Source organism: Streptomyces sp. NBC_00986, from assembly GCF_045162565.1.
Classification (GTDB): domain Bacteria; phylum Actinomycetota; class Actinomycetes; order Streptomycetales; family Streptomycetaceae; genus Streptomyces.
On record NZ_CP108733.1, the window covers coordinates 7,329,036 to 7,355,230 of the forward strand.

Annotated in this window: 17 protein-coding genes and 1 pseudogene; 6 read left to right on the top strand and 12 right to left on the bottom strand. The window is 69.0% G+C overall.

The features are described 5' to 3' along the window. Nucleotides 1-11: 11 nt before the first annotated feature. Complete coding sequence (locus OG504_RS32770; RefSeq protein WP_405993013.1) at nt 12-377, top strand: VOC family protein; 366 nt, start codon at nt 12-14, stop codon at nt 375-377. 263 nt (nt 378-640) lie between these two features. On the opposite strand, the gene OG504_RS32775 is transcribed toward OG504_RS32770, so the two are convergent. From OG504_RS32775 to OG504_RS32785, 3 genes and pseudogenes are all read right to left on the bottom strand, one after another. Continuing rightward, nucleotides 641-961 (bottom strand): hypothetical protein, encoded by a 321-nt coding sequence (locus tag OG504_RS32775; protein ID WP_405993014.1) that lies wholly within the window; start codon nt 959-961, stop codon nt 641-643. 125 nt (nt 962-1,086) lie between these two features. Beyond that, a pseudogene (locus tag OG504_RS32780) lies at nt 1,087-2,019 on the bottom strand (hydrolase); the annotation flags it as partial. A gap of 354 nt (nt 2,020-2,373) precedes the next feature. Further along, complete coding sequence (locus OG504_RS32785) at nt 2,374-3,225, bottom strand: hypothetical protein (protein WP_405993015.1); 852 nt, start codon at nt 3,223-3,225, stop codon at nt 2,374-2,376. A gap of 199 nt (nt 3,226-3,424) precedes the next feature. Between OG504_RS32785 and OG504_RS32790 the strand changes: the two genes are divergently transcribed. After that, nucleotides 3,425-3,778, top strand: a complete 354-nt coding sequence (locus OG504_RS32790) for a hypothetical protein (protein ID WP_405993016.1) — start codon at nt 3,425-3,427, stop codon at nt 3,776-3,778. 158 nt (nt 3,779-3,936) lie between these two features. On the opposite strand, the gene OG504_RS32795 is transcribed toward OG504_RS32790, so the two are convergent. Next, a complete protein-coding gene (locus tag OG504_RS32795) occupies nt 3,937-5,358 on the bottom strand; it encodes a DUF4157 domain-containing protein (protein ID WP_405993017.1) in 1,422 nt (473 codons plus the stop codon). 613 nt (nt 5,359-5,971) lie between these two features. On the opposite strand from OG504_RS32795, the gene OG504_RS32800 reads away from it, so the two are divergent. Continuing rightward, nucleotides 5,972-6,574 (top strand): nitroreductase family protein, encoded by a 603-nt coding sequence (locus OG504_RS32800; protein ID WP_405993018.1) that lies wholly within the window; start codon nt 5,972-5,974, stop codon nt 6,572-6,574. 128 nt (nt 6,575-6,702) lie between these two features. On the opposite strand, the gene drmB is transcribed toward OG504_RS32800, so the two are convergent. Genes drmB through OG504_RS32825 form a run of 5 tightly spaced genes read right to left on the bottom strand, consistent with a single transcriptional unit; the run spans nt 6,703 to nt 18,743 of the window. Continuing rightward, complete coding sequence (gene drmB / locus OG504_RS32805; RefSeq protein WP_405993019.1) at nt 6,703-8,565, bottom strand: DrmB family protein; 1,863 nt, start codon at nt 8,563-8,565, stop codon at nt 6,703-6,705. Beyond that, entirely contained in the window at nt 8,562-11,816 is a 3,255-nt protein-coding gene (locus OG504_RS32810; RefSeq protein WP_405993020.1) for a helicase-related protein, read from the bottom strand. The genes drmB and OG504_RS32810 overlap by 4 nt, the downstream gene beginning before the upstream one ends. Beyond that, on the bottom strand, nt 11,813-13,717 hold the full coding sequence (locus OG504_RS32815) for a UvrD-helicase domain-containing protein (protein WP_405993021.1): 1,905 nt from the start codon (nt 13,715-13,717) through the stop codon (nt 11,813-11,815). The genes OG504_RS32810 and OG504_RS32815 overlap by 4 nt, the downstream gene beginning before the upstream one ends. Beyond that, entirely contained in the window at nt 13,714-18,471 is a 4,758-nt protein-coding gene (locus OG504_RS32820) for a sacsin N-terminal ATP-binding-like domain-containing protein (protein ID WP_405993022.1), read from the bottom strand. The genes OG504_RS32815 and OG504_RS32820 overlap by 4 nt, the downstream gene beginning before the upstream one ends. A gap of 59 nt (nt 18,472-18,530) precedes the next feature. Further along, nucleotides 18,531-18,743 carry a hypothetical protein gene (locus tag OG504_RS32825; protein WP_405993023.1) on the bottom strand — a complete coding sequence of 71 codons (213 nt, stop codon included), beginning with the start codon at nt 18,741-18,743 and terminating at the stop codon, nt 18,531-18,533. 364 nt (nt 18,744-19,107) lie between these two features. Here OG504_RS32825 and OG504_RS32830 point away from each other — a divergent pair, with 364 nt between their 5' ends. The 3 genes from OG504_RS32830 to OG504_RS32840 are packed head-to-tail and all read left to right on the top strand — an operon-like array spanning nt 19,108 to nt 23,118. Further along, nucleotides 19,108-21,243, top strand: a complete 2,136-nt coding sequence (locus OG504_RS32830; protein WP_405993024.1) for a helix-turn-helix domain-containing protein — start codon at nt 19,108-19,110, stop codon at nt 21,241-21,243. 4 nt (nt 21,244-21,247) lie between these two features. Then, a complete protein-coding gene (locus OG504_RS32835) occupies nt 21,248-22,243 on the top strand; it encodes a hypothetical protein (RefSeq protein ID WP_405993025.1) in 996 nt (331 codons plus the stop codon). After that, nucleotides 22,240-23,118: a DUF6339 family protein gene (locus OG504_RS32840; RefSeq protein ID WP_405993026.1), complete on the top strand. Its 879-nt coding sequence runs from the start codon at nt 22,240-22,242 to the stop codon at nt 23,116-23,118. The genes OG504_RS32835 and OG504_RS32840 overlap by 4 nt, the downstream gene beginning before the upstream one ends. An 8-nt stretch (nt 23,119-23,126) precedes the next feature. Here the strand turns inward: OG504_RS32840 and OG504_RS32845 are convergent, their stop codons facing one another. Genes OG504_RS32845 through OG504_RS32855 form a run of 3 tightly spaced genes read right to left on the bottom strand, consistent with a single transcriptional unit; the run spans nt 23,127 to nt 26,120 of the window. Then, the gene (locus tag OG504_RS32845) at nt 23,127-24,668 is read right to left on the bottom strand and encodes a DNA cytosine methyltransferase (RefSeq protein WP_405993027.1); all 1,542 of its coding nucleotides are present in this window, start codon (nt 24,666-24,668) and stop codon (nt 23,127-23,129) included. Between the two features lie 11 nt (nt 24,669-24,679). Further along, complete coding sequence (locus tag OG504_RS32850) at nt 24,680-25,702, bottom strand: DNA cytosine methyltransferase (protein ID WP_405993028.1); 1,023 nt, start codon at nt 25,700-25,702, stop codon at nt 24,680-24,682. Continuing rightward, nucleotides 25,695-26,120, bottom strand: coding sequence for a very short patch repair endonuclease (locus OG504_RS32855; RefSeq protein WP_405996492.1), 426 nt, complete (start codon nt 26,118-26,120; stop codon nt 25,695-25,697). The genes OG504_RS32850 and OG504_RS32855 overlap by 8 nt, the downstream gene beginning before the upstream one ends. Between the last annotated feature and the right edge of the window lie 75 nt (nt 26,121-26,195).

The following is a 26,195-nucleotide window of genomic DNA, read 5'->3' on the forward strand; positions in this document are numbered from 1 at the left end:
AGCCGTAGCTGATGACCATTCGCAGGATCGTCCCCGACTTCCAAGTGGCGGGAGAGGGCGAGGACTTGATGAGCACGAACGCCGACTTCTACGGCCTGCTGGGCTTGGAGGAGGTCATGAACCAGGGCTGGGTCATGACCCTGGCGTCTCCCTCGAACCCCACCGCTCAGATCAGCTTCCTGACGGAGGAACGCACTGCCCCTGTTGTCCCCGATCTGAGCGTGGAGGTCGAGGACGTGGACGCGGTGTGGGCGGCGGTGGTGGCGTCCGGTGCGGAGATCGTGCGGGAGTTGCGGGACGAGGAGTGGGGGGTGCGGCGGTTCTTTGTGCGGGATCCGGGTGGGCGGGTGGTGAATGTGCTGGGGCATCGGCGCTGAGGCGTCGTCTTCGGGTGCGGGCTGGTGGGGGCTGGTCGCGCCGTTCCCCGCGCCCCTGGGTTGTGGGGGGTGCGGGTCCGTGTGTGGGTGCGGGTGCGTTTCGGCGCGGGGGTGCGTTGTGGGGCGGCGCCGCGCCGGGGGGTATCCGTCCTCGGATCGGCGCGGGGACCGTTGCTCAGCGACTTGCCCGTGTTGACGCGCCGACCGCTGCGGGCGGACACCCCCCGACACGTCGCCTTGCCGCCGTACGCGGGCGACGGTCGTCACGCGTGGCGGTCGGCTACCGCCCAGGATGCGAGGGCTACGGCGCCGGCGACCCCGAAGACGGCGGGCCAGGCGCCGACCTTCTTGGCCAGGGGGTGGGAGCCGGCGAACGCGGCTACATAGGCGACCGTGAGTGCCCCGGCTGCCTTGCCGCCGGCCTGTTGCCTCCACTGCTGTGCGGCAGTTGCTCCGGCCGCGGCCAGGACGACTCCGCCGAGTTGCCGCTTCCTGGTCCAGCGGGCCACGCCGTACCCACCGACAAGCCCGCTCGCGGCGACCACTGCGCTGGGAACGTTGCGGACGCTGGGGACCTTGGCCATGACGTGCCTCCTGGAACTGACGGAACCGAGCTGACCGGATATCGCCATCGAGGCTAGCGCGCGGTTCTACGTCAGCCTCGATGGCCTACGGCTTACACCTCAGGTCTACGGCTCACGGCTCACGAGGAGAGCCACTCCGTGGCGTTGAGGGCGAGGGCGGCGTTGGTGGCGCCGGTGTCGTTCCAGCCGTCGTAGAGCGTGTTGCCGGACTGGCCGGTGCCGTCGTCGATCGGCGAACTGTCGCCCCAGAACGCGACCTTGCCGCTCCCGAAGGTGCTGGTGGCGAAGAAGGCGCCGGTGTTCCCGGAGTAACCGGAGCGGTAGAGCAGGCCCTTGGCGGCGGAGTTGTCGGCCGGCTTGATCGTGGCCGTGGTGCCGTTGGCGATCAGGCTCTTGGTGACGGTGCCGAAGGAGCCGTGCAGCACCGGGTTGCTGCTGTCGCTGATGGCGGCCGGGTAGCCGGAGGCGATGTTCAGCGAGTCGATGGAGAAGCCGAACGGGTCGGTCGAGTCGACGCTGTTGTTCGTCATCAGGTCGTTGAGGATCTGGACCGCGTCGTAGCCGTCGTTGTTGCGGTCGGACCCGGTGTGGTCGGAGATCATGAACAGCCCGCCGCCGGCCTTCACGAAGTTCATGATGGCGGTCTTCTCGGCGGTCGTGAACTTGATGTTCGGCTCGGGCAGCACGAGCGTGTCGAAGTTCGACAGGTCGGTCGCCGACGAACCCCCGTAAGTGAGCGCGCTGGTCGCGGTCTTGAGGCTGTAGTCACCGGTCTTCTGCAGGGCGATGCCCCACGAGGAGAGTGCCCCGGTCCAGTCCTTGTCGGAGGAGGGGGAGGAGTCCTGGGACAGCGGGTCGGGCTTGCTCGTGGAGATGATCCAGTCCGCGTTGCCCGCCTCCTCGGCGTGCCCGTCGTCGAACAGCACGCGGTGCGTGGTGGCCGCGTGCGCGGGGGTGACGGTGGCCGCCTGGACGGCAGCGCCTGTGGCGAGCATGCCGAGGACGGTGAGGGCGGTGGTGAACCTGTGGCGTGACGTGAAGGCGCTTGTGCGTGTCATGGACTTGCCAAGGCTGAGCATCCGGTGAACCTCCGTGAGTGGGGGGATTCCATCAGTGGGGGTGGAATGAACAGGGGTGCGGGTGCGGGTGTGTTGGGCGTTGCGGGTGCTGCTGGTGTCGCTGACTGCGGTGAATCTTCGCGCGTAGAACGGTAGTTGAGTGATCACCGATCGACACAAGGGAGGACGGTACACAGAGGGGCGGGGGTGTTGGGAGACCCTCTTGGCGGTTCACGTAGATCTCTTACTCGGCGATACCGGGGGCGGGGAAATGGTGCGGTGCCGGGCGCGATGACGCATGGCGACCCGGCACCGAAGTGCTGACGTAGTGATGCTGAGGTGCTTCCTAGCCGCTTACCGGACGTCGACGAAGTCGCCGGGTGCTGTCGCCGCGGCGGTGGTGGCGGTGCCGGCGAAGACGTAGCGGTAGTAACCGTCGACCGTGGCCTTGGTGGTGGTCTTCAGGACGCCGGTGCTGTTGGTCTTGACCGTCTTGAGGGTGGTGTAGGTGCTGCTGCTCTTCTTCCGGAACTGCAGCTTCACGGGCTGCGACACGTACCCCGCGTACTTGCCCGTCGACCAGTTCGCGCGGGCCAGCTTGCCCGTGACCGTGATGGTCTTGCCCTTCTTGACCGGCTCGGGCGTGGCGTTGGCGGTCAGCGTGGAGGCCTTCTTGATCGAGGCGGTGGCGACGTCGTCGTTGTAACTGGCGTTCGCGTACAGGTCCCAGGCCCCCAGGAACAGCTTCCAGGTCCCGGCCACACCGTTGTCCTTCATGTCGGTGGCGGGGTGGATGTTGAAGACGGCCTTGCAGGTGTACGTGCCCTGCGTCGCCGTCTCCGTGCAGGCAGGGTCGTCGTCCGTCCCCAGCCCACCGGTGATGCCGTCCGTGGTCGAACTGTCGGTCCCCTGCCACAGGAAGGCCTCGGTGAGGGCGATGCCGCTCGCGTTCTGCGCGGTGTACGTGACGGTGACGGACTTCGTGCCGGTGGTGCCGAGGACGATGTCCTTGCCACCGTTGATGACGGCGTGCGAGAACTTGGTGTTGCCCAAGGAGTCTCTGGGCTGAACGGCCTTGGCGGCGAAGGAAGTCAGCTTCGCCGCCGCCCCCGTACGCTCCGCTGCTTGGGCGGCCACCGGAAGCGCGAGCGCGGACAGGACGACGGCACCGGACACGGCGGCGGCAGCCGCAACACGTATACGCATGAAACCCCCACTGGAACCCGAGAGGCCCGCCCAAGTGTCGCCTTGGCCGGGCCTGTTGATCTCCGCATGATATGGACCCAGGTCGGAAATAGTGAAGATCTCTTGTGCAATAAGTGCGTAATGGACAGTGGGGGGTGGGGAGTTGGTGTCGACCAGGTTTCATCGACCGCGAACTGGACGACGCCAAGGAGGCCTTGAAGTGACCAGCCCTGTCCGCCCCTCGACTCCCCACGCCGACGGGCAAGCGGACCGGCCCCCGCGCAACCGCACAGCGCCCGCGCTATGCGCCCTCGTCCTCACCCTGGGCCACCTGGCGACGGCGTACATGACGCTCCTGGCATACGCGGCCACCCCCGTAGGCCCCTGGGACAGCGAAACGGCCGCCCACTCGAACTTCGCGTCAGGCACGGCCCTGGCCCTCACCGCCGTTACAACGGGGCTGAGTTGGGTGTTCGTCAAGGCGGACTGGCTCCGCAGGTGGTGGTACACGGTCCCGCCGGCACTGGCGGTCACGGCGCTGCTACGGCTGACGTTGTTGGCTCCGGAGCTGTGACCTGCGGGGCGGAACGGGTGGCGTCCTCGGCGTTCTCCGCGGCCGGCTCATGGGTTACGCACCACGGGATGACGCGGGCAGCGAAATTCGACCGGTGAGCAGGATGTCGTGGTTGGCGAAGGGCACGTCGAGGTCGATACATCGGGCGACTCAGGACACTAGGACCCGTACACCGCCTTGTTGTAGGCGAGGATTTTTTGCGCCTCGGCCATCTTCTTCGAAGGTTCGATCGAGCTCATGTGCTGCGCCCTGGCTGCCGGATCCTGCACCTTGAGAAGGAACTCGGCCATCTCCTCCTTCTTGACCACCTCGCGGAACTCCCCCTCGGTCAGCGGGGCCAGTTTCTCCACCCCCTGGTCCTTCCGCTCGATCCCGACGATGTCGTAGGGCGCTCCCTGCCGCGTGATCCAGCCGCGCTCGCTACCGGTCGCGCCCTTCGCCAGGAACTTCCTCTTGATCTTGATGGTGAGCACGATGCCGAAGGAGGCTTCCGAGGCGAACCCGGTGGCGATATCGGACTTCGTCGAGAACTCGATGAGCTTGGCGACATCGTCGTTGCGCTCCTGGTTCACGTATCCCCGGACATGCTCGGGATCGGGCTTCGTGGCATCCTCGTCGGGTTTCGCCGTCATCTTCGAAAGGCTGATGAAGGAGCCGCGGATGACCTCCTTCACCATGGCCTTGCGCTGCGTGGGCGTGACGCCGCGCTGGAGGATCACTTCTTGTTCGCTGTCCTCGGGCAGCGACGCGATGTGGTCCTCACCGCTGAGTCCCAGCGGACCGTCCTGGAGGGCGATCCGCCGCCCCTCCTCCGACGACTGTCCTTCCTCGGGCATCCGCTGCACGGGCCCGGCGGAGGCGTTCGCCCCCGTCTGCGACGCGATGAGGGACGGGGCGGTCCGCTGACCGGTGGCGTAGGCGTTACCGTCTCGCTCGGCGGCCCGTTCGGAGTCCTGGCGCGGGTTGGTGACGGTGACTCCGGCGCCGCTGTCGTGGCCCGTCTCGGGCACGCCCTTGAGGTTCTTGTCGACGTGGCTGAGTTCGTGGCCGATCAGCTCCTCGCTGGCGGCGGCCCCGGCGGAGAGGAAGATGTGGTTGCCGACGGTCATGGCCGCGGCCCCCATGGCCTCCGTGGCACGCTGGGCCACCACGTCGTGGTGGACGCGCGTGGAGGCGAGGGCGTCGTTCTGGTAAAACGCCCCGGCCTTCGCCACAACTGACGAGGGCAGCGCCTCGCTCGGCGACTTCATGGCGGCGGCCAACAGCGCGCCCTGCCCCTCCGGCCCGGTGTCATGACCGTGCGCATGCTCGTCCTCGGCCCGCGCCACGGTGACATCGGCCGCGGACCGCTGCACCGCCGCCTGCGCCCGGTGCCCGCACGCCGGACCGTGCTGATGGGGCGCCTGCGCCTCCGGCAGCCCGCCACGCCGCACCATCTCGGCCACGGCCCTGTTCCCGGCGGCGCTCTGGAGGGCGAGCATCCGTTGCACGGTCGTTCCGGCGGAGGAGGGAGCCACTTGCGGCCGCTGGGGTGCCTTCCCCTTCACCGTCGTGCTGTCCTTGTCCCGGGCCAGGCTCATACCTTTTCCTCCAGCGGTTCGAAGGTCATTGAGCGGCTCACCCTGGCACGGCCGATCGAGACACCACCAGAGCCTTTTGGGCAGGGTTGAGGCCCTGCGGGGAACACTGTTCACAGCCGTCGAATAGCCCCGGTGCGTGGGCGTGGGCGTGGGCGTGGGCGTGGGCGTGGGCGTGGGCGTGTGCGTGGGCGTGTGCGTGTGCGTGTGCGTGTGCGTGTGCGTGGGCCTGGGCGTGGGCGTGGGCGTGGGTACGGTCACGCCGGCGGCCGGCGAGAGGAGAAGCCCGGCTCGGAGAATGACCGAGCTGGGGTTTGACACGGCAGCTTCAAGTCTTGATCCACGGGCTTCGGTCACGTGGTCGCTGCGACTTCCCCTCCAGACCAGTGTCCTGAGTCGCCAATTCATCGGCGGTTGTGCGTGGACGGCACCCGTCCGCGCCTCAGGGTTGCAGCAGATTGCGCATCTCGTGCGGTGCGCTGAGATTGCGTGCAAGCAGGAGAACGCAGTGCCGATGCGAAGATGCTGCACGACCTCTCCCCCCGGTGCGTGCGGGGCACGACTGACTGATCAACAGCTCCCGGCGTTCGGTGAGTTCGTGGCAGGATCTGCGGACATGGAATTCTCCGAAGTGGTCCGCCGGCGACGCATGATCCGTCACTACACCGACAAGCCGCTGACCCCGGAGGTGACCGAACGCATCCTCGCCTCCGCGCTACGAGCCCCGTCGGCGGGCTTCTCCCAGGGCTGGGCGTTCCTCGCCCTGACCACCCCGGCCGACCGCGCCCGCTTCTGGCCGTTCGTCCCGACTCGGGTCGAGAACACCCCGACCATGCAGGACGCCCCGCTGGTCGTCGTACCCCTGGCGCACAAGGCCGCTTACTTGGCGCGCTACGCCGAACCCGACAAGGGCTGGGAGGACCGCGCCGAAGCCCGCTGGCCCGCGCCGTACTGGTACATCGACACGGGTATGGCCTCCCTGCTGATGCTCCTCACCGCGGTCGACGAAGGCCTCGGCGCCTGCTTCTTCGGGATCATGCCCGAGCATCTGCAGCCGTTCCGGGCGGAGTTCGGGGTGCCGGAGGAGTACGACCCGATCGGGGGGATCACGGTGGGGTACCGGGCTGAGGATGTTCCTGAGCAGGGCGGGCGGGTCGCGGAGCGGCGGCGGGGCGTGGGGGATGTTGTTCACCGGGGGCGGTGGGGGCGGCACGCCTGAGAGAGGGGATCATCCGCTTCGAGGCGACGGAAGCCCGCGGCGCGAGCCGTGAACAGAGTCCGGGACCGGGAACGGAGCGGCGGCCGCGGCCCCGTTCCCGACCTGGTGACTCCGCGGCCGGCCGGGTGTCACTGTTCCAGTGCGTCCGCGAAGAAGCCCAGGTGGGGGTCTTCCGGGGTGCCGACGAGCAGCGCACGGTCCAGCAGGATGTTGTTGTGCTCGCAGCTTGTCTCGGGAAGCATCACGCAGGCGTGGCAGGCGGCGAGGTTGGTGCCACCGGTGCCGGACGCCTCGGACTCGACGCAGAGCGGGTCGGACGAACACCATGAGGTGCGGTGGACGGCCGAGTGGAGGGTTCGGGCGAGGTTGTCCGGTTCGCCCTGGGCGACGAGCCCACCGAGGCTGCCCGCGGAGTCGCTCGTCGCGGTGTAGACGAGGATCCCCGCCATGTCGTCGGCGGCGTACAGGCGCTCCCGCAGGGCGGCGGCCGGATAGCCGGCCTCCAGGCTCCACTCGTTGATCAGGACATGGGCCAGGGTGTGCAGCAGCACCATGCGGGGAGTGGCGGGGGAGGGGGCGACGCGGCTCGCATCCGCGGCGCGTTGGTCCAACGTCCTTTGGTGGGCGCTGCGCATCCTCTCGACCCGAGCTGCCACGGCAGGGGCCTTCTCCCATGAGCCGAGACGGTCCTCGTCCAGGCGCAGGAACACTCCCTCGCCGTGCACCTCCATGGCGGGGAGCCACCGCATGTCGGAGTCGGAGAGCGGGACCTCGTTGGACTCGGTCGTGGAGTCGGGGTCGGTGAGGCGGGTGAACGCCTTGAGCGCGCGTACCTCGCGGAGTTTCTTGACGAGCATCGGGCCCGTGACACCGAGCGGGTGGAGCGCGGTCGAGTCGCCGAGCGGGGTCTCGCAGATGAACTGTTCGTTGCGGGAATGCTCGCGCTCGTCGTTGCCCGAGCGGAGGCGCTCGTACTCCTTGTTGCGCAGAGCGCGGTAGCGGTGGTCGAAGGTAGGGGTGTCCTCGCCGTTCGGGTCCTCCTCACGTTCCGCGTCGAGGAGTGTCATCACCTCGTCGATCGGGACCGGACTCCCGCCCTCGAACACGTAGTTGAGGATCATCTCCACTTCCTCGCGGCTGTTGAGTCGACGCAGCCTGTCCCAGTGCTCGGCGAGCGGGTCGGCGCGGCCGTCGCTCCACGGCGGGATGGAGAGCGCCGACTTCAACACCGGCTGCCACACGGTCGAGGAACCGCGCTGGAGGGTGCGCGGGGTCAGAGCACAGGTATGGGCGGGCACGGACGTGCCGAGCCAGGGGCGGGTGCCACGGCAGCGGAGGCCCAGATCCTTGAGGGCACGCTTGCGGAAGGAGCCCTCCATCGACGCCTCGGGCACTCCGCAGGTGCAGGAGACGAGGATCGAGCGGAGTGAGGAACTCCGGCCGGTGGAGCGCAGCTTGAGGGTTCCGCCGCACTGTCCGGCGGTCGTGATGCCGCGTCCGGCGGCGCGATGGACCCAGTGCCAGTAGGGGAACTCGTCGAGGTGCCCTGCCTCGCAGGCGATCACGAAACGGGAGGGCACGAGGTCGACTTCACATGTGCCGCAGACGCTCCGACCGGGCGGCGGATTGAAGTCACGGTGCCGGCGCAGGTCGTCGCACTCGGGGCAGGAATGCATGAGGGGGAACCGGCGGACACGGAGGCCGTCCCTGCTCGAGTCGTCCGACGCGGGCGGCAGCCGGAAGTGCTGGACGCCCAGGAGGCGGGCGAGGCGCCGCTCGTGGATCCGGGGGGACTCGTCTAGGCTCCAGTGTTCGTCTGCCCCGTCGAGGCCGGAGACGATGAAGGACTCCTGGTCGACGGCCACGAGTGAGCCGACCCCGTACGTGGTGATCGCCTGGGCGCGACGGACCGAACCGCGGCGGAGCAGATTGCGTGCGGGCGCGGAGCGTTCCGCGCCGGTCCGGCGGCGGCGTGCGGGGGGCGGGGTCATCGGGATGCCTCCATGAACAGGGCGGACTCGGCGTCGACGTCGCGCAGGCTCCACAGGGTGCGCCAGGCCTCGGCGTCCTCGGACTCGTCGTCGTACGACTTCAGGAGCGAGGGGGTACGACTTCCCCTGCGGGGCTCGAAGAGCAGGCCGCCGTGTGTGTCGGCCTCGTCGCACCACCACTCGACGAACTCGTCGAAGGCGCGGGCCACCGCGTCGGCCTCTTCGTCCGTGACGGCACGGACCCGCTCCAGGAGAACGGGTTTGATGACCTCGCGGAGAAGGTGTTCGTAGGAGTCGACCCGGCCCGCCGCCTCGTTGGGGCGGGCAGCCGGGATGAGGACGCGGGCCAGGGCCACGATCACCGCGTGCAGGCCTCGCTCACGGGCCCGGGCGGAGAACGGTGTGACGGAGGTGGATTCGACCTCGCGGTAGAGGGCGGAATGGAAGTGCAGGAAGTTCTCGTAGTGGGAGCGGTCCCTGGATCGGGTCGCGTTGAGCATGACGGCGACCAGTCCGGGACGGGCGCGGCCGACACGGCTGGTGGCCTGGATGTACTCGGCGGTGGTCTGCGGCTGACCCATCACGGCCATGAGGCCGAGACGCTCCACGTCGACGCCCACCGCGATCATGTTGGTGGCGAGGAGGACGTCCACGGTGTCCTCGTCGGGGAGCTTCTTCTCGATGCCCTTGAGACGGGCGGGGATCTCGCTGGCGTCGATCCGGCTCGTCAGCTCCGAGTAGTTGGCGATGGAGCGCACCGCCACTCCTTCACGCTCGGCGAGCAGTTCGAGGTAGGCCACCACGTCGTCGTGGACCTGGAGTTCGGCGGCGGACAGCAGCCGGAGGCTGTTGAAGTAGCCGACGAGGCTCCAGTACGCGTCGCGCACCTCGTCCGTGGTCCGCGCCTGTCCGGCCCGGTGCAGCAGGGTGGCGTAGGTACGGATCAGCAGGGTGGACTGGCTGGTGCCGGGGGCCAGGAGACCGACGTAGCGGCGGCTCGCCTTCTCCTCGCGTGGGGTTTCCACGGCGAACCAGGAATCGCGGGAGTCCAGACCGGCGGGCGGGAACTGGCACACCTCGCGGGCGAAGAGCCGGCGACCCTGGTCGGCGGCGCGACGGATGGTCGCCGTGGAGGCGATCACCTTGGGGCGGTCGGCGAGCGCGTCCACGGCGGTCTCGTAGAGCCCGGTGAGTGTGCCCAACGGGCCCGAGATCAGGTGGAGTTCGTCCTGGACGATCAGCTCCGGGGGCGGAGTGCCGTCGTGCGGGTCGTCACGGTTGAAGAGCGCGGCGGTGGCCGGGCGCCAAGGCATCGACGCGAACTTGTCGACAGTGGCGATCACCAGCGTCGGTCGGGCGTCGTACACCGTCTCGTCCACCAGGTGGACCGGCAGACCGTCCGCGAAGTCGCAACCGGTACCGGGGCAACGGACGCGCATCCGTACGGCGTCCTTGTCGACCTCGTAGGCGCGTGCGTCGAGGCGGGTTCCGCACCAGGGGCAGGCGTGCAACTGGACGGGGTTCTCGGTGGCGAGGCGTCTGTCGAGATTCCCGCGGAGCTCGGCGAGCTTGTTCTCGGCCTCCTCCAGGGTGTTGGGCGTGGCCGAACGGCCCACCCACATGCCGATGGAGAACTCCTCCCCGCCCAACTCGGGCGTGCCTCGACGCATGCACTCCATGGCGCAGAGCAGGATCGCCGCACGCTCGAACTGCTGGAGCGTGAGGAGTCTCAGGGTGTAGCGCATGAGCACGGTGACGCCACCGCCGGCCGAGCCCTTGCGGATGCGCCGGAGGAAGGAGGTGAGGGCGATCAGGCCGAGGTACGCCTCCGTCTTGCCACCACCGGTGGGGAACCACAGCAGGTCGGAGATGCCGCGATCACGGTGCTCGGGGTCGTCGATGCCGGCCAGACAGAGCAGCAGGAACGCGATCTGGAAGGGGCGCCAGCGGCCCTTTGCCAGGTCGGGGCGACCGGTTCGACCGCCCTTCACCCAGTCGCTGCGGGCGCGCTGGTCGGCCATGGCGCGGTTGGCGAGCCGGAACGCCCGCATCAGATCGGGCTTAGCTCCCAGCAGGTCGATGCCCTCGCGGACACGGCCGAGCGCCTCACGGCAGGCCACCACCTGATCCAGCGCGGGCTTCTCGTACGGGTCGCCCGCCAGCGCGCCCGCCTCGGTCTCCTTGCGTTCGATCCAGCGCTCGTAGCCGTCGGCCAGTGCAGCCAGGGCGGCCAGGACCTCCGCGTCGGGGCGCTCCGCAAGGCCGATCATGGACAGGGCGGAGCTGTCGATCTCCGGGTTGGAGTCGGTGAGCAGCACCTCGACGGTGGGCACGAACTCGCTCCGCACCTCGGTGACCGCGGCCAGGACGGTGTCGGTCATGCCGATCGGCGGCGGCGTCCAGTCCCATTCGGCGGCGCAGCCGTGACCGACGGCGAAGGTAGGGGCGTGGCGGTGCAGCAGCCTGCTGGTGGCGACCTCGGGATCGTGGGCGGCGGACGGTGCAGGGCGTTCCACGAACGCGGTGGAGCCGTTGGTCGCGCGAACCGTGAGCCCGCACTGGAACAGCGCGGACGCGTCCTGCAGTTCCCGCTCGTCGACCTGGTGGGTGTTGACCAGCGTGATCGTGATCGTGACCGTACCGGTGCTTCGGTCGGGGCGTCGTACGTTGACGCGCAGCTCGGCCCCGGTGCCGAGGTCGACCCGCCTGTCCGGATCGGGCCTGGTCACGTCGATCGTGGTGTCCGGCAGTGAGAGTTCCTTGCGCCGCCACCGCTCCCGCTGGTCGGAGGTGGTGCGAGCCTCGGCACGACGGGCCGGGATCGGCCTGCCCTCCTCGTCGGTGGCCTCGTAGACGGCGGCGCGCGCCGACACCACGATCGCCTCGCCTATGGCCGGGGCGACCGCGAAGGTGAGGCCCATCGAGGAGGGGCGACGGGACCCCGCAGCGCCCACCTCCTGCGCGGTACCGGACTCCTCGACGCTGTCACCGGTGCGCAGCGGGGCGATGTCCAGGCCGTCCTGTTCCGCCTCGTCCTCGCGGATCCGTTGCTCCGCGCTCGCGTTCGCCGATCGCGGGTAGAGGACGCCGGTGAGATAGCGATCGATCGGTGCGTCCTGGGTGAGGACTTCGTCCCGGTCGCCCGCCGCCGCGCCCGGAGCGGGACCGAGGAGCTCACGGCGGAGCCCCACCAACAGCTCGTCGTCCCGGACCCGATAGTGCTCGGAGTGCTGACCCGCTCCGTTCGTCATGCGCTCTGCTCCTCGTCGTTCTCGGCCCGTCGGTACCTTCCGATGCCGGTGATCCGAGGGACGATCCACACGCCTCGGTCTCCGAGTCCGGCGTTGGCGCCGGCGGCACTGCTGCCCGTGACGGTCTCCAGGGTGTCGACCCGGATGCCGTGGATCTCGTCGGGCCACCACGGATCCCAGGTCCGGTTCACCTTCTGCACCTGGAACAGCTCTTCGCGGAACCGCTCCGACACCTCACCGATCTCCCGCCCTTCGTGCACCAGGGAGTACGGCGGACTCTGGAACTCGCCCATCTGTAGATCGTGGCGCTTGCGCAGCACCAGTTCGGCCCCCGGACCGACCTGATCCAGGAGATAGGTCTGGGTGGCCACGGCATCGGTCCCGTGACCCGGCGGACTGTCCCGGCCGACGTCACCTGCCTCGGCGACGATCCCGAATCTGTCGTACGGCCGCCACCCGCCGACGTACCGACGGCCGTTCCGCCTGCCGCCCGCCCTCTTGACGATCGGAAGTTCGGGAGAGTCCATGTGGTACAGGTCCTGGCGAGCGCGTGTCATCGCCACATAGAGGGCGCGGGCCTCGGCCGGGAGGTCCGACTCGTCCTTGTGCTGTCTGTACAGATCGGCGACGGTCGGTGGGGTCAGGACGATCACCCGGTCGAACTCCAGGCCCTTGGCGCGGTGCACCGTGGAGACGACGATCCGCGTGGTCTCCGGGTCGGCCGCCTCGTCGGGGAACCTGCCGTCGGCGACCGAGCGGCGCAGCCGCTCCAGATCGAGCACGGCGCCCCCGGGCCCGCGTGCGACCCGACGCAGCACCGTCCACAGGGCGGTCGCGTTCGGTTCGTAGGCCAGTGGGATGTCTGTGATCAGGGAACGGAACCGGTCCTCGGCGAGGCCGGTCGCCTCGGTGCGGCGCAACAACTCGGCCACCCAGTACGGCACCGGCCGCTCCTCGAGGGGGCGCCGCAGCCGGTGCTCGACGCCGTGCTCGTGGAGCAGCCCGGAGACCACCAGAGCCTGGCGGTTGTCGCGGGTGAGGATCGCGCAGGTGTCGGAGAGGTTCCGCAACCCGTCCAGGGTGAACGGATCGCTGAGCTCACCCATCCCGTTGGCCGGAGCCATGAGCAGGTCACGCAGTTCCTCGTAGTACATCGCCGCCTCGTCCGCGTCGGTGACCTGCTGCAGCCGGGGCCCGTGAGGCAGCGCGATCCGGGCCTCCGGAGTGACGGCCCGGAAGTTCCGCGTGAGGTGCAGTTCCACGAGGTCGTCGGGGTACGAGCACCGCAACCAGTCGAAGAACCGACCGGTCTCGTCGGCGCGTTCGGTCGGGTCCTCGATCTGGAAGCCGTAGACGGACTGGGCGGCGTCGCCGACAACGGTGAAGCCGCAGCTCTCCTGGTACCGGTCGAGAAGGGCCTCCACCAGCTCTCGGCGTCTGCCCAACAGGTCCTGCACCTCGTCGATCACGACATGCGCGGGCGGAACGGCATCGCCGGCCTCCAGCGCCCCGTTCTCGATCGCCCGGATCGCGGCGTTGATCCGCTCGTCGAAACCGGCCCCGGCCCACTCCCCGTCCGGATACGCCTGGAGGAGAACCCCGTACGCCCAGGCGTCGAAGGTCTGGGCACGCACCCGGCGGGCCCGTTCCCCGTGCCGGACGATGCGTTCGCGCAGCTCGCGGGCGGCGGCCCGGGAGAAGGTGAGCACCAGGATCTCGGCGGCCTCCAACGCCCGGTCGGGGTCCTCGTGACCGCACAGCGTGTCGAGCCGGCGCACCAACGTGTGCGTCTTTCCGGCCCCGGCCCCGGCGGTGACCAGGACGCGTGCGTCCCAGGGTTGTTCGACCACGACCCGCTGCTCGTCGGTCAGCGGCGGGTTGTCGAGGTAGGCGTCGGTCACGTACGGCTCCAGAGATGCTCGAACTGGGTGAAGGCGAGCCGGGTGTCGAAGTTCGCGATGTTGTCGCTGACGTTCAGGATGAGGCAGGTGTCCTTGCCACCGTTCCCGGGACCGCGCAGGCCACGACCGATCATCTGCTGGTAGACATTGGTGCTGTAGACCGGGCGGGCCACCACCACGACCCTGGTGGCGGGGGCGTCGAAGCCCTGGGTGAGGACACCGTAGTTGGTGAGCACCTGGATGCCTCCCGAACGGAAGTCCTCGATCCGGCGGCGGCGGTCCTGGGCGCTGGTGGTCGAATCCACGGCGGCGGCCGTGACACCCCGGTCGTTCAGCCTGGCCGCGAGGTACTTGGCATGATCCACCGAGGTGGCGAAGAGCAGGGTCGGCGAGTTCTCCGGGAGAGACACCACCTCGTCGACGATGCGTCGGCTGCGCGCATGGTCGTCGGCGAGACGCTGCTCGGCGGCTCGGGAGAGCGTCGCCATCCGGTCGGCCTGCGCCTTCTCGTCCCGGGTCAGCTCGATCCGACCGCCTTCCAGGGTGCGGTGCTCGACCTGCGCGAGCATTCCCCATTCCTGGAGATCTCCGTACGGATCTCCGGACGGGAAGACGCCCTCGTCGAGCCGCCGGTTGCCGAAACGGCTGACCAGACGGCTGGTCTCCTCCTCGTTGGTGTTGCGGAACGGAGTGGCCGTCAGACCGAGCAGATGCCGCTCGGTCGTGTATTGGGTGAGGCCCAACTGGCCGAGAATCCCGGTGTACCGCTTCGAGACGGCGGTGTGCGCCTCGTCCACGATCACCAGCACCGCCCCACGCAGCCACGCGTACGCGTCGGTGCCCAGACAGCGCTCCAGCTTGGCGTCCGTGGCGACGACCAGGTGCGGATGGTCGACGACATCTCCCACCTCGTTGCCGGCCCACAACCGGCTGATCGTGAGCGGTCGTTCCGCGCCCACCTTGCTCCACACGAACTTCCAGCTCTGCACGGCCTGTTCGCACAGCTCATCGGTCTGCGCGATCCACAGGATCGGGCCCTCCAGATCGCCAACCCGCTTCACCCACCGGATCACCGCCTCGGCGGTGACCCGGGTCTTCCCGGCGCCGGTGGGCAGCGACAGCATGCCGCGTTGCGGGGCCAGTCGGTCGAGCAGGGTGGTGACGTTCCGGACCAGATCCTCCTGGTAGGCGTGGAGCCTGGGGAAGTCCCGGGGGCCGTCCACGGTCTCGAAGGCGGGTGGGGACGGCGTCCTGGAACCGGCGAAGGAGACGGGCAGCTTCAGGTCCGACACGAAGGCGACGGCGGCCGATGAACCGCCGTAGGCGACCGGCGCGTTGGGGAACGTGGCCTGGATGTCGCGGGCATGCTGCTGGAGCACTCCGTCGCCGTGTGCGTTGAAAGCCATCTGTGCGACCCGGTGACCGGAAGGCTCCGCTCCGTCGGTCTCCTGCAGCTCGGCCTCCATCAGCCCTTCGGGCAGCCCGGACCGCAGGGCCTCCGGGCCGATCAGCAACTCGATCTTGGTGACCACGTCCTCGGCATCGCGTACGGCCTTGAGCGCAGCCCTCGTCTCGCTGTCCCGAGCCATGCGCTCCTGATGCTCCAGCACGGCCCGGCAGCCGTCCGCACCGAGCCCGAGTTCCAGCTCGCGGTCGATCAGCCGCAGCATGGGCTCCGGGTCGAGCGGGACGCGGACCTTGACCGTGCTTCCCTGACGTACCGCGTCGAGAGGAGTGGGCTGCGTGCCGTTCGGGGTACGGGTCACCTCCTCCAACTCGGTGCATCGCTGCACGAGGCTGTTCCGGGCGGCGTTGTTCAGCCGCTGGCGCAGCGCGGGGTACAGCTCCAACAGGGCCACCGGATCGCCGTCCGGGACTTCACGGGTCTCTCTGCTGATCACGTCGGCGTACCGGAGCATGCCCCACTTGTCGACCATCAGCTCGGCGTCCTCGGGCCTCGCCACGAGCAGTGCGGGAAGCTGCTCGGCGCGGAGCGCCCGGTACTCGGCGGCGCCGACCGCGACGGTGATCTCGTCGTCGGCGCGGGTGCCCCAGACGTCGCCGATCCGGCAGCGGGTCAGGGAGTCCTCGGGGAAGTCCGCGCCGAACCGGGTCAGCATCACGTAGGTGGCACCGACGAAGGTGTCGTCCTCGCTTTGGGACACCTCGGAGAGGAGGGTGTTCCAACGGTCGGCCGGGACCTCGTCGACCGTGGTCGGCAGACGAAGCTTGCGAGCCTTCTCCGGAGAGATGTCGGCGACCGGCAACACGTCGCGGTAGGCGGCCAGTTGCGGCCCGACGGCTTCCCTCAGCGGCTTGATCCCCTGGGAGGTGGCGACCCTTCCGTGCTTCCTGAGCATCCAACGGATCGGCGATTCCACGGCCTGACGGGTGCTCGACTGCGTACCGATCTGGCGCGTCCAGTTGTCCACCACGGCGTCGTCCGGCAGCGCCTTGAGGAAGGCCGCGCGGGACTCCTCGGACAGCGACGGGAACAGATGCAGCGGGCCGCCGATCGCGGAGCCCTCCACCTTCATCCTGGTGAGGGAAGGCCGGGGCGCGCGCTCGTCCAGTCCGCGCAGGTACACCGAGTGGACCGCTTGCCGGTACTCCTCGAACCAGGCCTCGTCCTCCGGCCGTACAGCGGTCGAGGGCCGCTCCCGCAGGCCGATCTCCGCGAAGAATGAGAGGTCGTCGGAGTGGAACGCCTTGTCGACGGCGATGCTCGGGTCCCGTCGCGCGTCGACCACTGCGCCCGGCACCATGCAGTCGCGCATCGGCCGGAACCTTCCGTCCGCGGTCCGCACGCGCAGTGTCTCGCGCGGATCGGCCACCCGCTCCAGCACCTCGTGTGCCAACCGACGCCCGCCGGCCTGGCGGAACAACTCCCAGAACCGTTCCCACTGGGCGTCGCCGTAGCCGTCGAACCCCTGGTCGAGAACGCTGATGAACCGGCCCTCGACGTCCGCCTCCCGGATGCCGAGGGCATTGAGCGCGTGGGTGAGCGACGGGTCCTGGGCGATCTCCCCGACCACGTACACCAGGGACTCGCGCAGCCCGCCTTCGTCCGCCCGGCGGAACACCCGGCCGGGCACAGGGGCGACGAGGCCGTGCTCCTCGGTGAGCACGATGTGTGCCTTGCGGGCCTCCTGGGCGTAGGGGGAGCGGATCTCTACCATGTCCGCGAGGATGCGGATCGCCACCGCCGACGCCTCGGCGGTGCCGCACTCGACGAGTGCCTCCAGCCACTCGCGGACCTCGGTCCGCCCGTGTCCGGCCGCGCCGAGGATGTGCTCGACCTTCCCGGACCGCAGCCCGTCGGCCTCGACGCCGGGGTGCAGCCAGTCCGTGGGACGTCCGGGGCACTCGTGCCACATCCGCAGCCAGCCGGAGAGGCGCTTCAGGTCCTTGTCGAAACGAGGGTGGACACGCAGATCGGTCGGGACGCGCAACACCCCTTCCTGGTCCGGCAGCGAGGGGCGGACCGCTGTCTGTGCCCAGATCTCCCGCGTCAGGAACTCGTCCGCCCAACTGATTGACTCCTTCACGCGGCCTGGCAGCAGGGGAAGGTAGGCGGCGGGGTCCTCGGCGGGGGCCAACCCGGGGAGGGAGTCGACCACCAGCACCGCCGAAACCCGGATCATCTCCTGGTTGAAGGGCGAGGAGTCGAGCAGGTTCTGTCGGTCCTCGTTCGTCTTCCAGGCCCCGTTGAGGATGCCGCTCAGCGACATCTCGTACTTGGTCGGGAAGAAGGACCAGAAGCGGCCGCGACCGCGCGCCCTCTGGCTGAGGTACAGGCCGCTCTCCGGGTCCTTCTCCAGCGCCGGCACCGCCCAGGCGAGGGCCAGCGAGAGACGGTCGTGCAGCTCGCCGGCGTCGGCCCGGGCGGCAGGTCCGGGCTCGTGCGCGGTGGTGAAGACCCGCCAGCGGCCGGTGGCGGTGGGCTTCCCCGTCCGTTCCTCGACCACGGTGTGCAGGTCGCCGGTCTGCTCGGTGGTCAGTACCCGACGGACGAGCGGCCGCGGCCGGCGGTCCTCCAGGACGACCCTCGCCACATGGGGGGAGAAGAGCTGGAAACCGAGCGGGAACTCCTCCCGGACGGAGCCCGCGGTCGTCCGCCCACCGTGCATGTCCTGGGCCAACTTGTTTGCGGCGTCGGGGAGCAGGGGCAGGCGGACGACCGTGGTGGCCCAACCGAGCAGCTCGTCCAGGACGGGGTCCTGGGCGCGCTCGGCGGCCATGTCGAGGGGGCGTGCCATGCGCAGCACCGGCGCCTCGAAGCCGGCGCCCAGGTGTTCCTCCACACCGGGCACCGACCGGATCCGCTCGTAGGCCCACACGCGGTCGAACCCGAACGAGCCGGTGCGGCTGAAGAACTGAGGGGTGTCGGTGACGACCAGGACCGACTTCACGCCCACGCCGAAGCGACCGATCTGGCCACCGCGTTTGCGCGACATGCTCATGCGGAGGATGGTCTCCGCGCCCTCGGGGGTCACGGGGGCGCCCTCGTTGGCGCAGTAGAGGTGCGTGTCGGTCAGGACGACATGGGCGGAGCCTCCCGGCTCGTCGGCGATCTCGTCGGCCGCGTTCTGCACGAGTTCGAAGAGCTGACGATCACCGTAGCCACCCTGGGTGATTCGCCGTTCACTGTTGGCGTGTTCCGGAATGAGGCCGGGGTCGACCTCGTAGGTCTGCAATACACGAGAAGACTGTTCGAGAACGGTACGAACGACCGGGGACGTTTCGGCGGACACTGTTCGGGCTCCTGAAGTCGAAAGAGGTGACGAAGGAGGGTGCGGGGACCTTGTGCAGGTCAGTCGCCGGTAAAGTCGACAATTCCGAATCCGTAGGAGCTGAAGTGCTCCTTGGCTTCCTCGAACGTCATTCCGGCCTCGTCGACGATGTGCTTCTTGTCCGCGTCCGTGGGTGCCTTCATCAGGCACAGGAGCAGGGAATTCAGCTCTCGCTGCGAGTACGGAGGCGCGTGGTACGACGTCTCCCCGTCGCCCTCAGGAGGGTCTTCCATGATTCGTTTCCCCCGATTCATTCGATTCCGAAGTGGGTAAAGACAGAGCTTTCCCCCGGCCGCTTCGGAATCTCCGACGAGGAGTTCCGGGCGGGATGGCTGATGCATCGTCACGAGCGTAGGGGGAATCCAAGGGCTCGCGCTACCCGGTTCGCGGACTTCGGTGAGTGGAATAGGAATTCCAGGTTCCGAAGCATTGTGCAAAAGCGAATATCTCTAGCAAGTCGACCAAAAGGTACATCTCGGTCGATGGGTGACCGGGCCGGTCGGGTGCGGCTCATGTCAAGCAGAAATTGACGTCGAGCCTCATGTCAAATTAGCCTGTCGGTGTCCGCAGGCGCAACGGAGGATCGGGTGGATTCACGTGGAGACCGGTGAGGAGTTCGGGCCCTGGCTCGCCCGTCAACTCAAACTGACGGGCAGGACCCAGGCGGAGCTGGCGGAGGAACTGGGGCTGACCAGGGCCGCGGTCTCGGCATGGATCACGAGGAGGTCGGTGCCTCGTCCGACCGTGATGGCGGAGATCGCCAAGGCGCTCGGAACGGACGTCGGTACGGTGCACATGCGCACCACCGACACTCAGATCGGTCTCCCCGTCACCTGGTACCACCGGCCCGGCTACTCCGACGGCGGACGCGACGGCGGCAACGCGGCGGCCTTCGCCTTCGACGCGGACGTCCAGGTGCTCGCCCGTGAGACCTGCCAGAACAGCCTCGACGAGCGGCTCGCGGAGAACGGGCGTCCGGTCCGTGTGCGGTACACCCTCCATGAACTCACCGGCGAGGCGCTGGACGCCTTCCGTCAGGCCGTTCTCTGGGATGATCTGCATCCCCACTACCTGGCGGTCTCGCAGGCGGCGTCCCACCAGAAGGTCGGACGTGTCGTGGACGCCGGTGTCCGTGACATGTTCGAGAAGGGACGCCTGGTCCTTCTGCGCATCGACGACTACAACGCCTCGGGTCTCACCGGCGACGACTACGAGGACGGCAAGTTCGCGGCCGTCGTCCGTCGTCAGCTGGAGAGTCTCAAGTCGGGGCGGGGTGCGGGCGGTTCCTACGGCCTGGGCAAGGCGACGCTCTGGGCGACCAGCGCTCTCGGCATGGTTCTGATCAACTCCACTCTCTCCGTCCCCCACGAGGGTCGCACCGAGCGCCGTGTCATCGGACGACTGGAGCTGCCGTGGCGTTCCGTCGACGGCCGCGACTACGCCGGCCCCGCCTGGCTGGGGCGGCCCGATCCCGACACCCAGGGTGCGGAGGTGGCCCGCTCCTGGTGGGCCGACGACGAGACGGTCGAGCGCCTCCACCTCACCCGCGACAGCGACGAACCGGGCACCTCCTTCCTCATCGTCGGCGCCCACGACCTGGCGAGCCTCGACCAGTCCGGTCCCGGCACCGACGACGAGGACGCGAGCGACGACGGCACCCGTGACATCGGAGCCATGCACCGACGGTTGGTCCAGGCACTGGAGCGCGACTTCTGGGCGGCGATGACCGGTGGCGGAAGCCGACTTCCTCTCCTGGAGACCTCGGTCCGCACACTGCGCAACGGCAAGGTCGTCATGGAGGAGCAGAAGGTCGACCCCACCAACACCCAACCCGCCCGTACCCGGGCACTGCGCGCCTTCTACGACGGTACGACGGTGGACCGGCTCACCGAGGCCGGTCAGGTCGCCCTCCGCACGGTCCCGCTCCGGCTGCCGCTCTCCGGCGAACGCCGTGGCACGCTCGGCACCCACCCGGCGGTGCTCCTGGTCACGGAGGCTGAGGACGCGGACGGCGCCCCGAACCAGGTGCACTCGTTGCGCGGCAATCGGATGACCATCAAGAAGTCCGGTGTCGCCGGCCTGCCACTGGGTGTCAACGACTTCCAGGCCGTACTCCTGGTGGGACAGGCTGCCGGAGAATCGGTTCCCTTCGCCGAGGAGGCGGAGGAGTTCCTGCGCGCGGCGGAGCCGCCCGAGCACGACCGCTGGGGCCAGACCGAGGAGTTGACCCTCCGTTGGTCGCACACCGCGCACCACCGCATCGCCAGGTTGACCACCGAGGTCAACGCCGCCGTGAAGGAACTGGTCGTCCAGCCGAAGCGCTCGGGCGGTCAGGCTGGGGGGGCGAAGCTGCGGAAGGCGCTCACCGTCCCGCGCAGGACCGCGCCCACACGCGGCTCCGGGCCTGTCCTGCCGGAACTGGACGGGCTCGACGCCCGGATCGGCGAGGGCGGGGAGTGGCAGATCACCGCCGAGGTGAAGCTGCCCCGCGGTGACGAACTGCACTCCATGACACCGGTGGTCCTGCTCGACGTGCGGTCGGGCAGCCGTCCCAGACTCGACTGGGCGGAGCTTGTCGCCGTGGACGGCTGCGAGGTCGAGGACGGTGTGCTCCGCTTCGCGCCGACCGCCCGACGGGCGGTCTTCCGAGGCTCGACCGATGTCGCCGGTCATCCGGTCCGGGCCGCGCTCACCCGGCTCGTTGTCGAACTGCGTGCCGGTACGGGGGAATGACGACGTGAAGTTCTATCCGTACAAGCGGCTCAACCGACCGATCGCTCTTCGGGTGACCTCGGTGTCCCTGAGGCTCGCCGACGGCTCCCGGGACCGTCTGGACACCTCGGCGTACTCCACCCGACAGCGGACCGTCGCCCTTGGCGTGGCGCAGCGCGACGACTGGGTGTCGGCCAGGGTCGGCCTGTCCGCCACACTGCCGCCCGGTGCCGACGCCCCTGACGCGCCGTGGAGCGAACTGCGTGTCCTGGCGGTGCTCACCGACGGCGAGACCAATGTGCGTACCGCCGTAGTTCTCCGGCAGGACGCCCCCGGGAGCAAGGAGTGGTCCGGCGACATCGAGGTGCTCCGCGACGATCACGTGGGCCGTGCCGGCCTCGCGGTCCAGGCGGTCGCCACGGTCGACGGCGTACTCGGCCGGGCGATCGCCGAGACCGGCGACGACTGGACCGTCGACGTGGTCGCGGATGAGCCGCTCGGCGGTCTGCGCCTCGACGTGAAGCAGATGGGTTTCTCGAAGAGTGCGCGTGAGTGGCTGCACTCCTACGCCGACGCGCCCTGGATCGTGGACGCCTCGGGTCGTGTGCCGACCGTGCTGGTCAACACCGACATCGAGGGATTCTCGGACCTGCTCGGCGGTGAGAGTGGGGGCATCGAGAGCAAGGTCCACGAACTGTTGGTCTCTCAGATGGCCACCGATGTGTGGACCGCGGTGTTCCACAGCTCCGTGGGTGATCTGGAGGTCGAACCCGACGGCACGCCGGTCTTCCCGACCGACTGGCAGGGCGAAGTGCTGCGGGAGATGCTCCCCGACGTGGTACCGGGTGTCCATGTCGAGGAGGCGCTCCGCCAGGTGCACCGTCGCCGCACCGGGGACGCGGGGTGGGTGGAGCTCCAGACCCGCATCCACTACGCCGCCGTACGGCGTGCCGGGGCGGGCAAGGCGCTCGCCGGCGCCCTACGCGGACTGCACCAGATGAACCGAGGGGACAGCGCATGATCGAGAAGCCGTACCGACTTCCGCAGCGACTCGGCCTGTTGTCCGCGACGGCCGCCGACCCCTTCCTCACGGAGGATCTGCTCAAGGGGGTCCAGGGCCATGCGGGTGTCGATCTCGCCAGGACCGTCGAACCGTTGTCGCCGGACGACCCCCGGTGGGAGGTCGAACCCCTCAGGGAACTGGTGGAGGACGCGATGCACGAGTTCAGGGACAACAGGACCCGAGCCGACGGCTGGCTGGCGCCCCGGCTGCACGCGACGCTCCGAATCACCCGGCGCGAGGCCGCGGACCGAAGGCTCTGGACCCATCTCGCGCTGGGCGTCGCCCCGGACTACGTGGCCTGGCGGCACCCCCCGGTTCCCGCGCCGGGCCGGAGCGAGCCGCGCATCAACCCGGCCCGGTTCAGGGGGGCGCTCGACCGACAGTGCTTCTCGCGCCTGTGGTGGGCGGCGGAGATGTTCCGCAACGGCAAGGACTACTCCCCGGTGGTGGCGGCCTGCGCCAACCAGGATCTGATCCACAGTGCGCTGCGACGGGATCTGATCGACCACCGCCCCACGGCCCAGGCACTGGTACGTGTCCTGGGCCGGGGGATCGCCACCACCGGCCGGGAGATCGAGGGCCTGATGACGGCGATCAACGCCGCCGGCGCGACCCTGGTCTACGACGCGCTGGCCACGGACGAGCCGCGCGATCCCGAGGTGTTACGGCAGTGGATCGCGGAGGCGGAGTCCGCCCTCCCGGTGCCGCGGCACTCCCTGCCGGCCGGGCCGGACGAGGAGCCGGTACCGGAGGTCGCGGTGGTCGCACTCACCGACTGCTTCGCCGAACTCTTTGAGACGGCCCCGGTCAGAGGGCGCGCGCTGCAGGGCTGAGCGGAGGGTCATCTGCCGGTGAGCGGATGCCCCTCCCATCCGCCGTGCTCGCGGATCTCCACCGGCCTGCCGGGCTTCCACCTCTCCAGCTTCGCGACGGCTCGATCCAGCCGGGCCCCGGCCTCGTCGGCGCTCAGCCCGGGTTCGAGCACCTGCCGCAACACGTGCAGAGCCAGTCTGGGCGGTACGGCGTTGCCGATCTGCTGCGATACGTCGTTGCCCCGCCACGGGTACGCCACGGGGAACGTCTGGAGCACCCCCGCCTCGGCGTTGTTGAAGCGGTTGAAGTCGACGAGATCCTCTTCGGTGCCCTTGTGGACCACGCGGTTCCGCGACACCTTCCCCGTGATCGTGGCGGACGGGGCGTCGTGGTCCCGTCGGCCGCGAGCCTCGGGAACGCCACCGGTCCCGTAGTTGGAGATGACGGTGAAAGCGGGGCGATCACCCACCTTGCGTGAGATCTGCCGTGCTTTCTTGAGGGCTGTCTCCATGGAGACCCATGATTTTTTGGAGGCGCCCAAGGGGAGAGTGTCCGCGTGACCCGTCTTCGACGACCGGACGGGAGAGTCGCCCCGGTGGTACAGCTCGTGGGTCTCGGGCACCCTCGGGAGACGACTGGCTTCGGTGCCGTTCAGGACGACGGCCCGATCCAGACGGGCCATAAGAACCGCGCGTCGTCGGGTCTGCGGAACGCCGAATGCCTCGGTGTGCATGAGCTGGGTCCGGGTCCGGTAGCCGAGGGAGGCCAGCACCTCGGCGTACTTCTCCCACACCGGCATGACCGCCTGCACCTGCTCCAGGACGACGGCCTCGTAGGGAGTGCATCCGGGGCGCCGGCTCCGCTCGATCACCCACCACAGGGGTTGCAGGACCAACCCCGTGCGCTCGTCGCCCAGTTCCTCCAGCTGGATCTTCAACTTGCCGAGCTTGTTGTTCAGGTCGCTGAACTTCTTGACCAGATCCACGAGTTCGCGATCCGCGCAGTCGATCTTCTGTGGGGTCTTCAGCTGTTTCACAAACTTCTTGACCTCGTCCGGCGAGGCCCCCAGTTGGTCCAGCCTGTTCCTCATGGTCTTGCGGATCTTGGCTCTTAGCTCCTCGACCTCGCGCTTCTCGGCCTTGACCCCTTTGGCATCGAGCTCCCGCTGCCTGAGTTCCTCGGAGATCTTTCGCCAGGTCCGGAAGATCTGCCGCCAGTCCTGCTGGTTCTCGGGTCTTACGGCCGTGTGCAGACGCTCGATGTACTGCAGAACCTCGTCCAGCGCCCTACGGCCCGCACCGTGCCCGGCCACGGTGAAAGTCTGACAAGGAGGGCCGCCGGTCAGCACCTGGGCATGAGGGAAGAAAGCCGCGCGGTACTGCCGGACATCGCCCTGGAAGGTGTCCATCCCCGCCGCACTGCGGGTGGCGCATGCCCCGGGATCCCATTCGATGCCGGTGACCTGATACCCCAGCACATCTGCTGCCACATCCAGTCCACCCGGTCCCGCGAACAAGTCCAGGATATGGAAATGCGCAGGTGGAGAGTCTACCTTCTCGATGTGGCTCATGGGCCTGAAGTTTAGACGGCGCTTCCGGGGCGTCGTGTGTGTCTTGCCGAGGTGCGACCGGAGGAGTTCAGAGCGGTCGCGATGGCGGCCCCGAGCGCCCCTGCGACCGGTGGGGGAGTCGCGTGTCCGATCTGCCGGTACCTGGCCGTCTTCTTCCCGGTGATACGCCACTCAGGGGGGAACGACTGGAGCAGGGCCGCTTGGTCCACCGTGATCTTCAGCATCTGCGCGGGATCTGCCGAGCGCGGCCATCGATACTCCGTCCCCGGTACCTCGTCGGCCAACGAGCCCGCGTTCACCCCCATCCGCGCCCAAGCCCGCTTCGTTCCGGACGGGCCGAGATCCGCCCCGCCGCGGTTGTCGGAACCTCCGACGAGGGTGGGCGCCACGGACAGCGCCTGGGCAGCCCAGGCGTCGGCGTCGCGCCAGCCCCGAGCGCTCATCGACCGTCGCAGGGCCCGACCGACCGGGACATGTACGTCCACCGTGGGTTCGGGCGGGGTGAAGGCGTCGAGCCACGGTTTCTTGAGCGCCACGAGAATGCCCTGCCTGCGCTCCTGCGGCACACCGAAGTCGGCCGCGTTCAGCACGAACCAGCGGAACCCGTAGCCGAGATGCGTCAGTTCGGACTGGATGAAGTCGCGAATGCCGGCGTAGGCCGGGGACTCGACGAGCGCGGGCAGATTCTCCAACAGCAGGGCCCGGGGCTGGATCGAGTGGACCAGATAGACAGCGGCGGTGAGAAGGCGAAGCTCCTGGTCGCTGTCCGAACGCCGCACCGCGGCCGAGGACTTCACGCGAGGCAGGCCTGCCGACAAGAGGTCGACATCGAGGGTCTCCGGGTGCTCCTCCGGAAGGAAATCGACCAGGTCCTCGCGGACCACGCTCCAGTGCGGCCTGTTGGCCAGGAGCGTCTCGCAGGCCTGGAGCTTGTTGTCGAGCAGAAGCACCGGCGAGAAGCCCGCACTCTCCAGCCCCGAAGCCAACCCGCCCGCGCCGGAGCAGACGTCCACGAATCGAAGTCGGTCAGCCACTCGTTCCCTCTCGGTCCGTCCGGCCGTCCTGTTCCGGCGTCCGCTGTGTCTGCCGGTCCACCGTTGCGCGCACAGTGGCCGCGACCTCCTCCGCCGGCATGTGCTCCCAGAACCGCAGCACGGTCCACCCCGCCGTCCGCAGATGCTCGGTGGTCTCCCGGTCACGGGCCATGTTCCGGTTTAACTTGGTGCGCCACCAGTCCGCGTTGGCCTTCGGGCGAGTGGCGTGCTCCGGGCAGCCGTGCCAGAAGCAGCCGTCGATGAGGACCGCGACCTTGGCCCGGGTGAAGGCCACGTCGATCCGGCGTCGGGGCATGCCCGGCACGGGGTACTCCACGCGATATCGCAGCCCGCTCGCGTGCAGCAGCCGCCGCACCGCCAGTTCGGCCTCCGTGTCCTTGCTCGCCTGTCTGCTCATACGGGCCGATACGCCCGGAGAGGAGGGCGTCACACTGTTCACTGTCGTCCAGCCTCACGAACCCATGGTCCACGT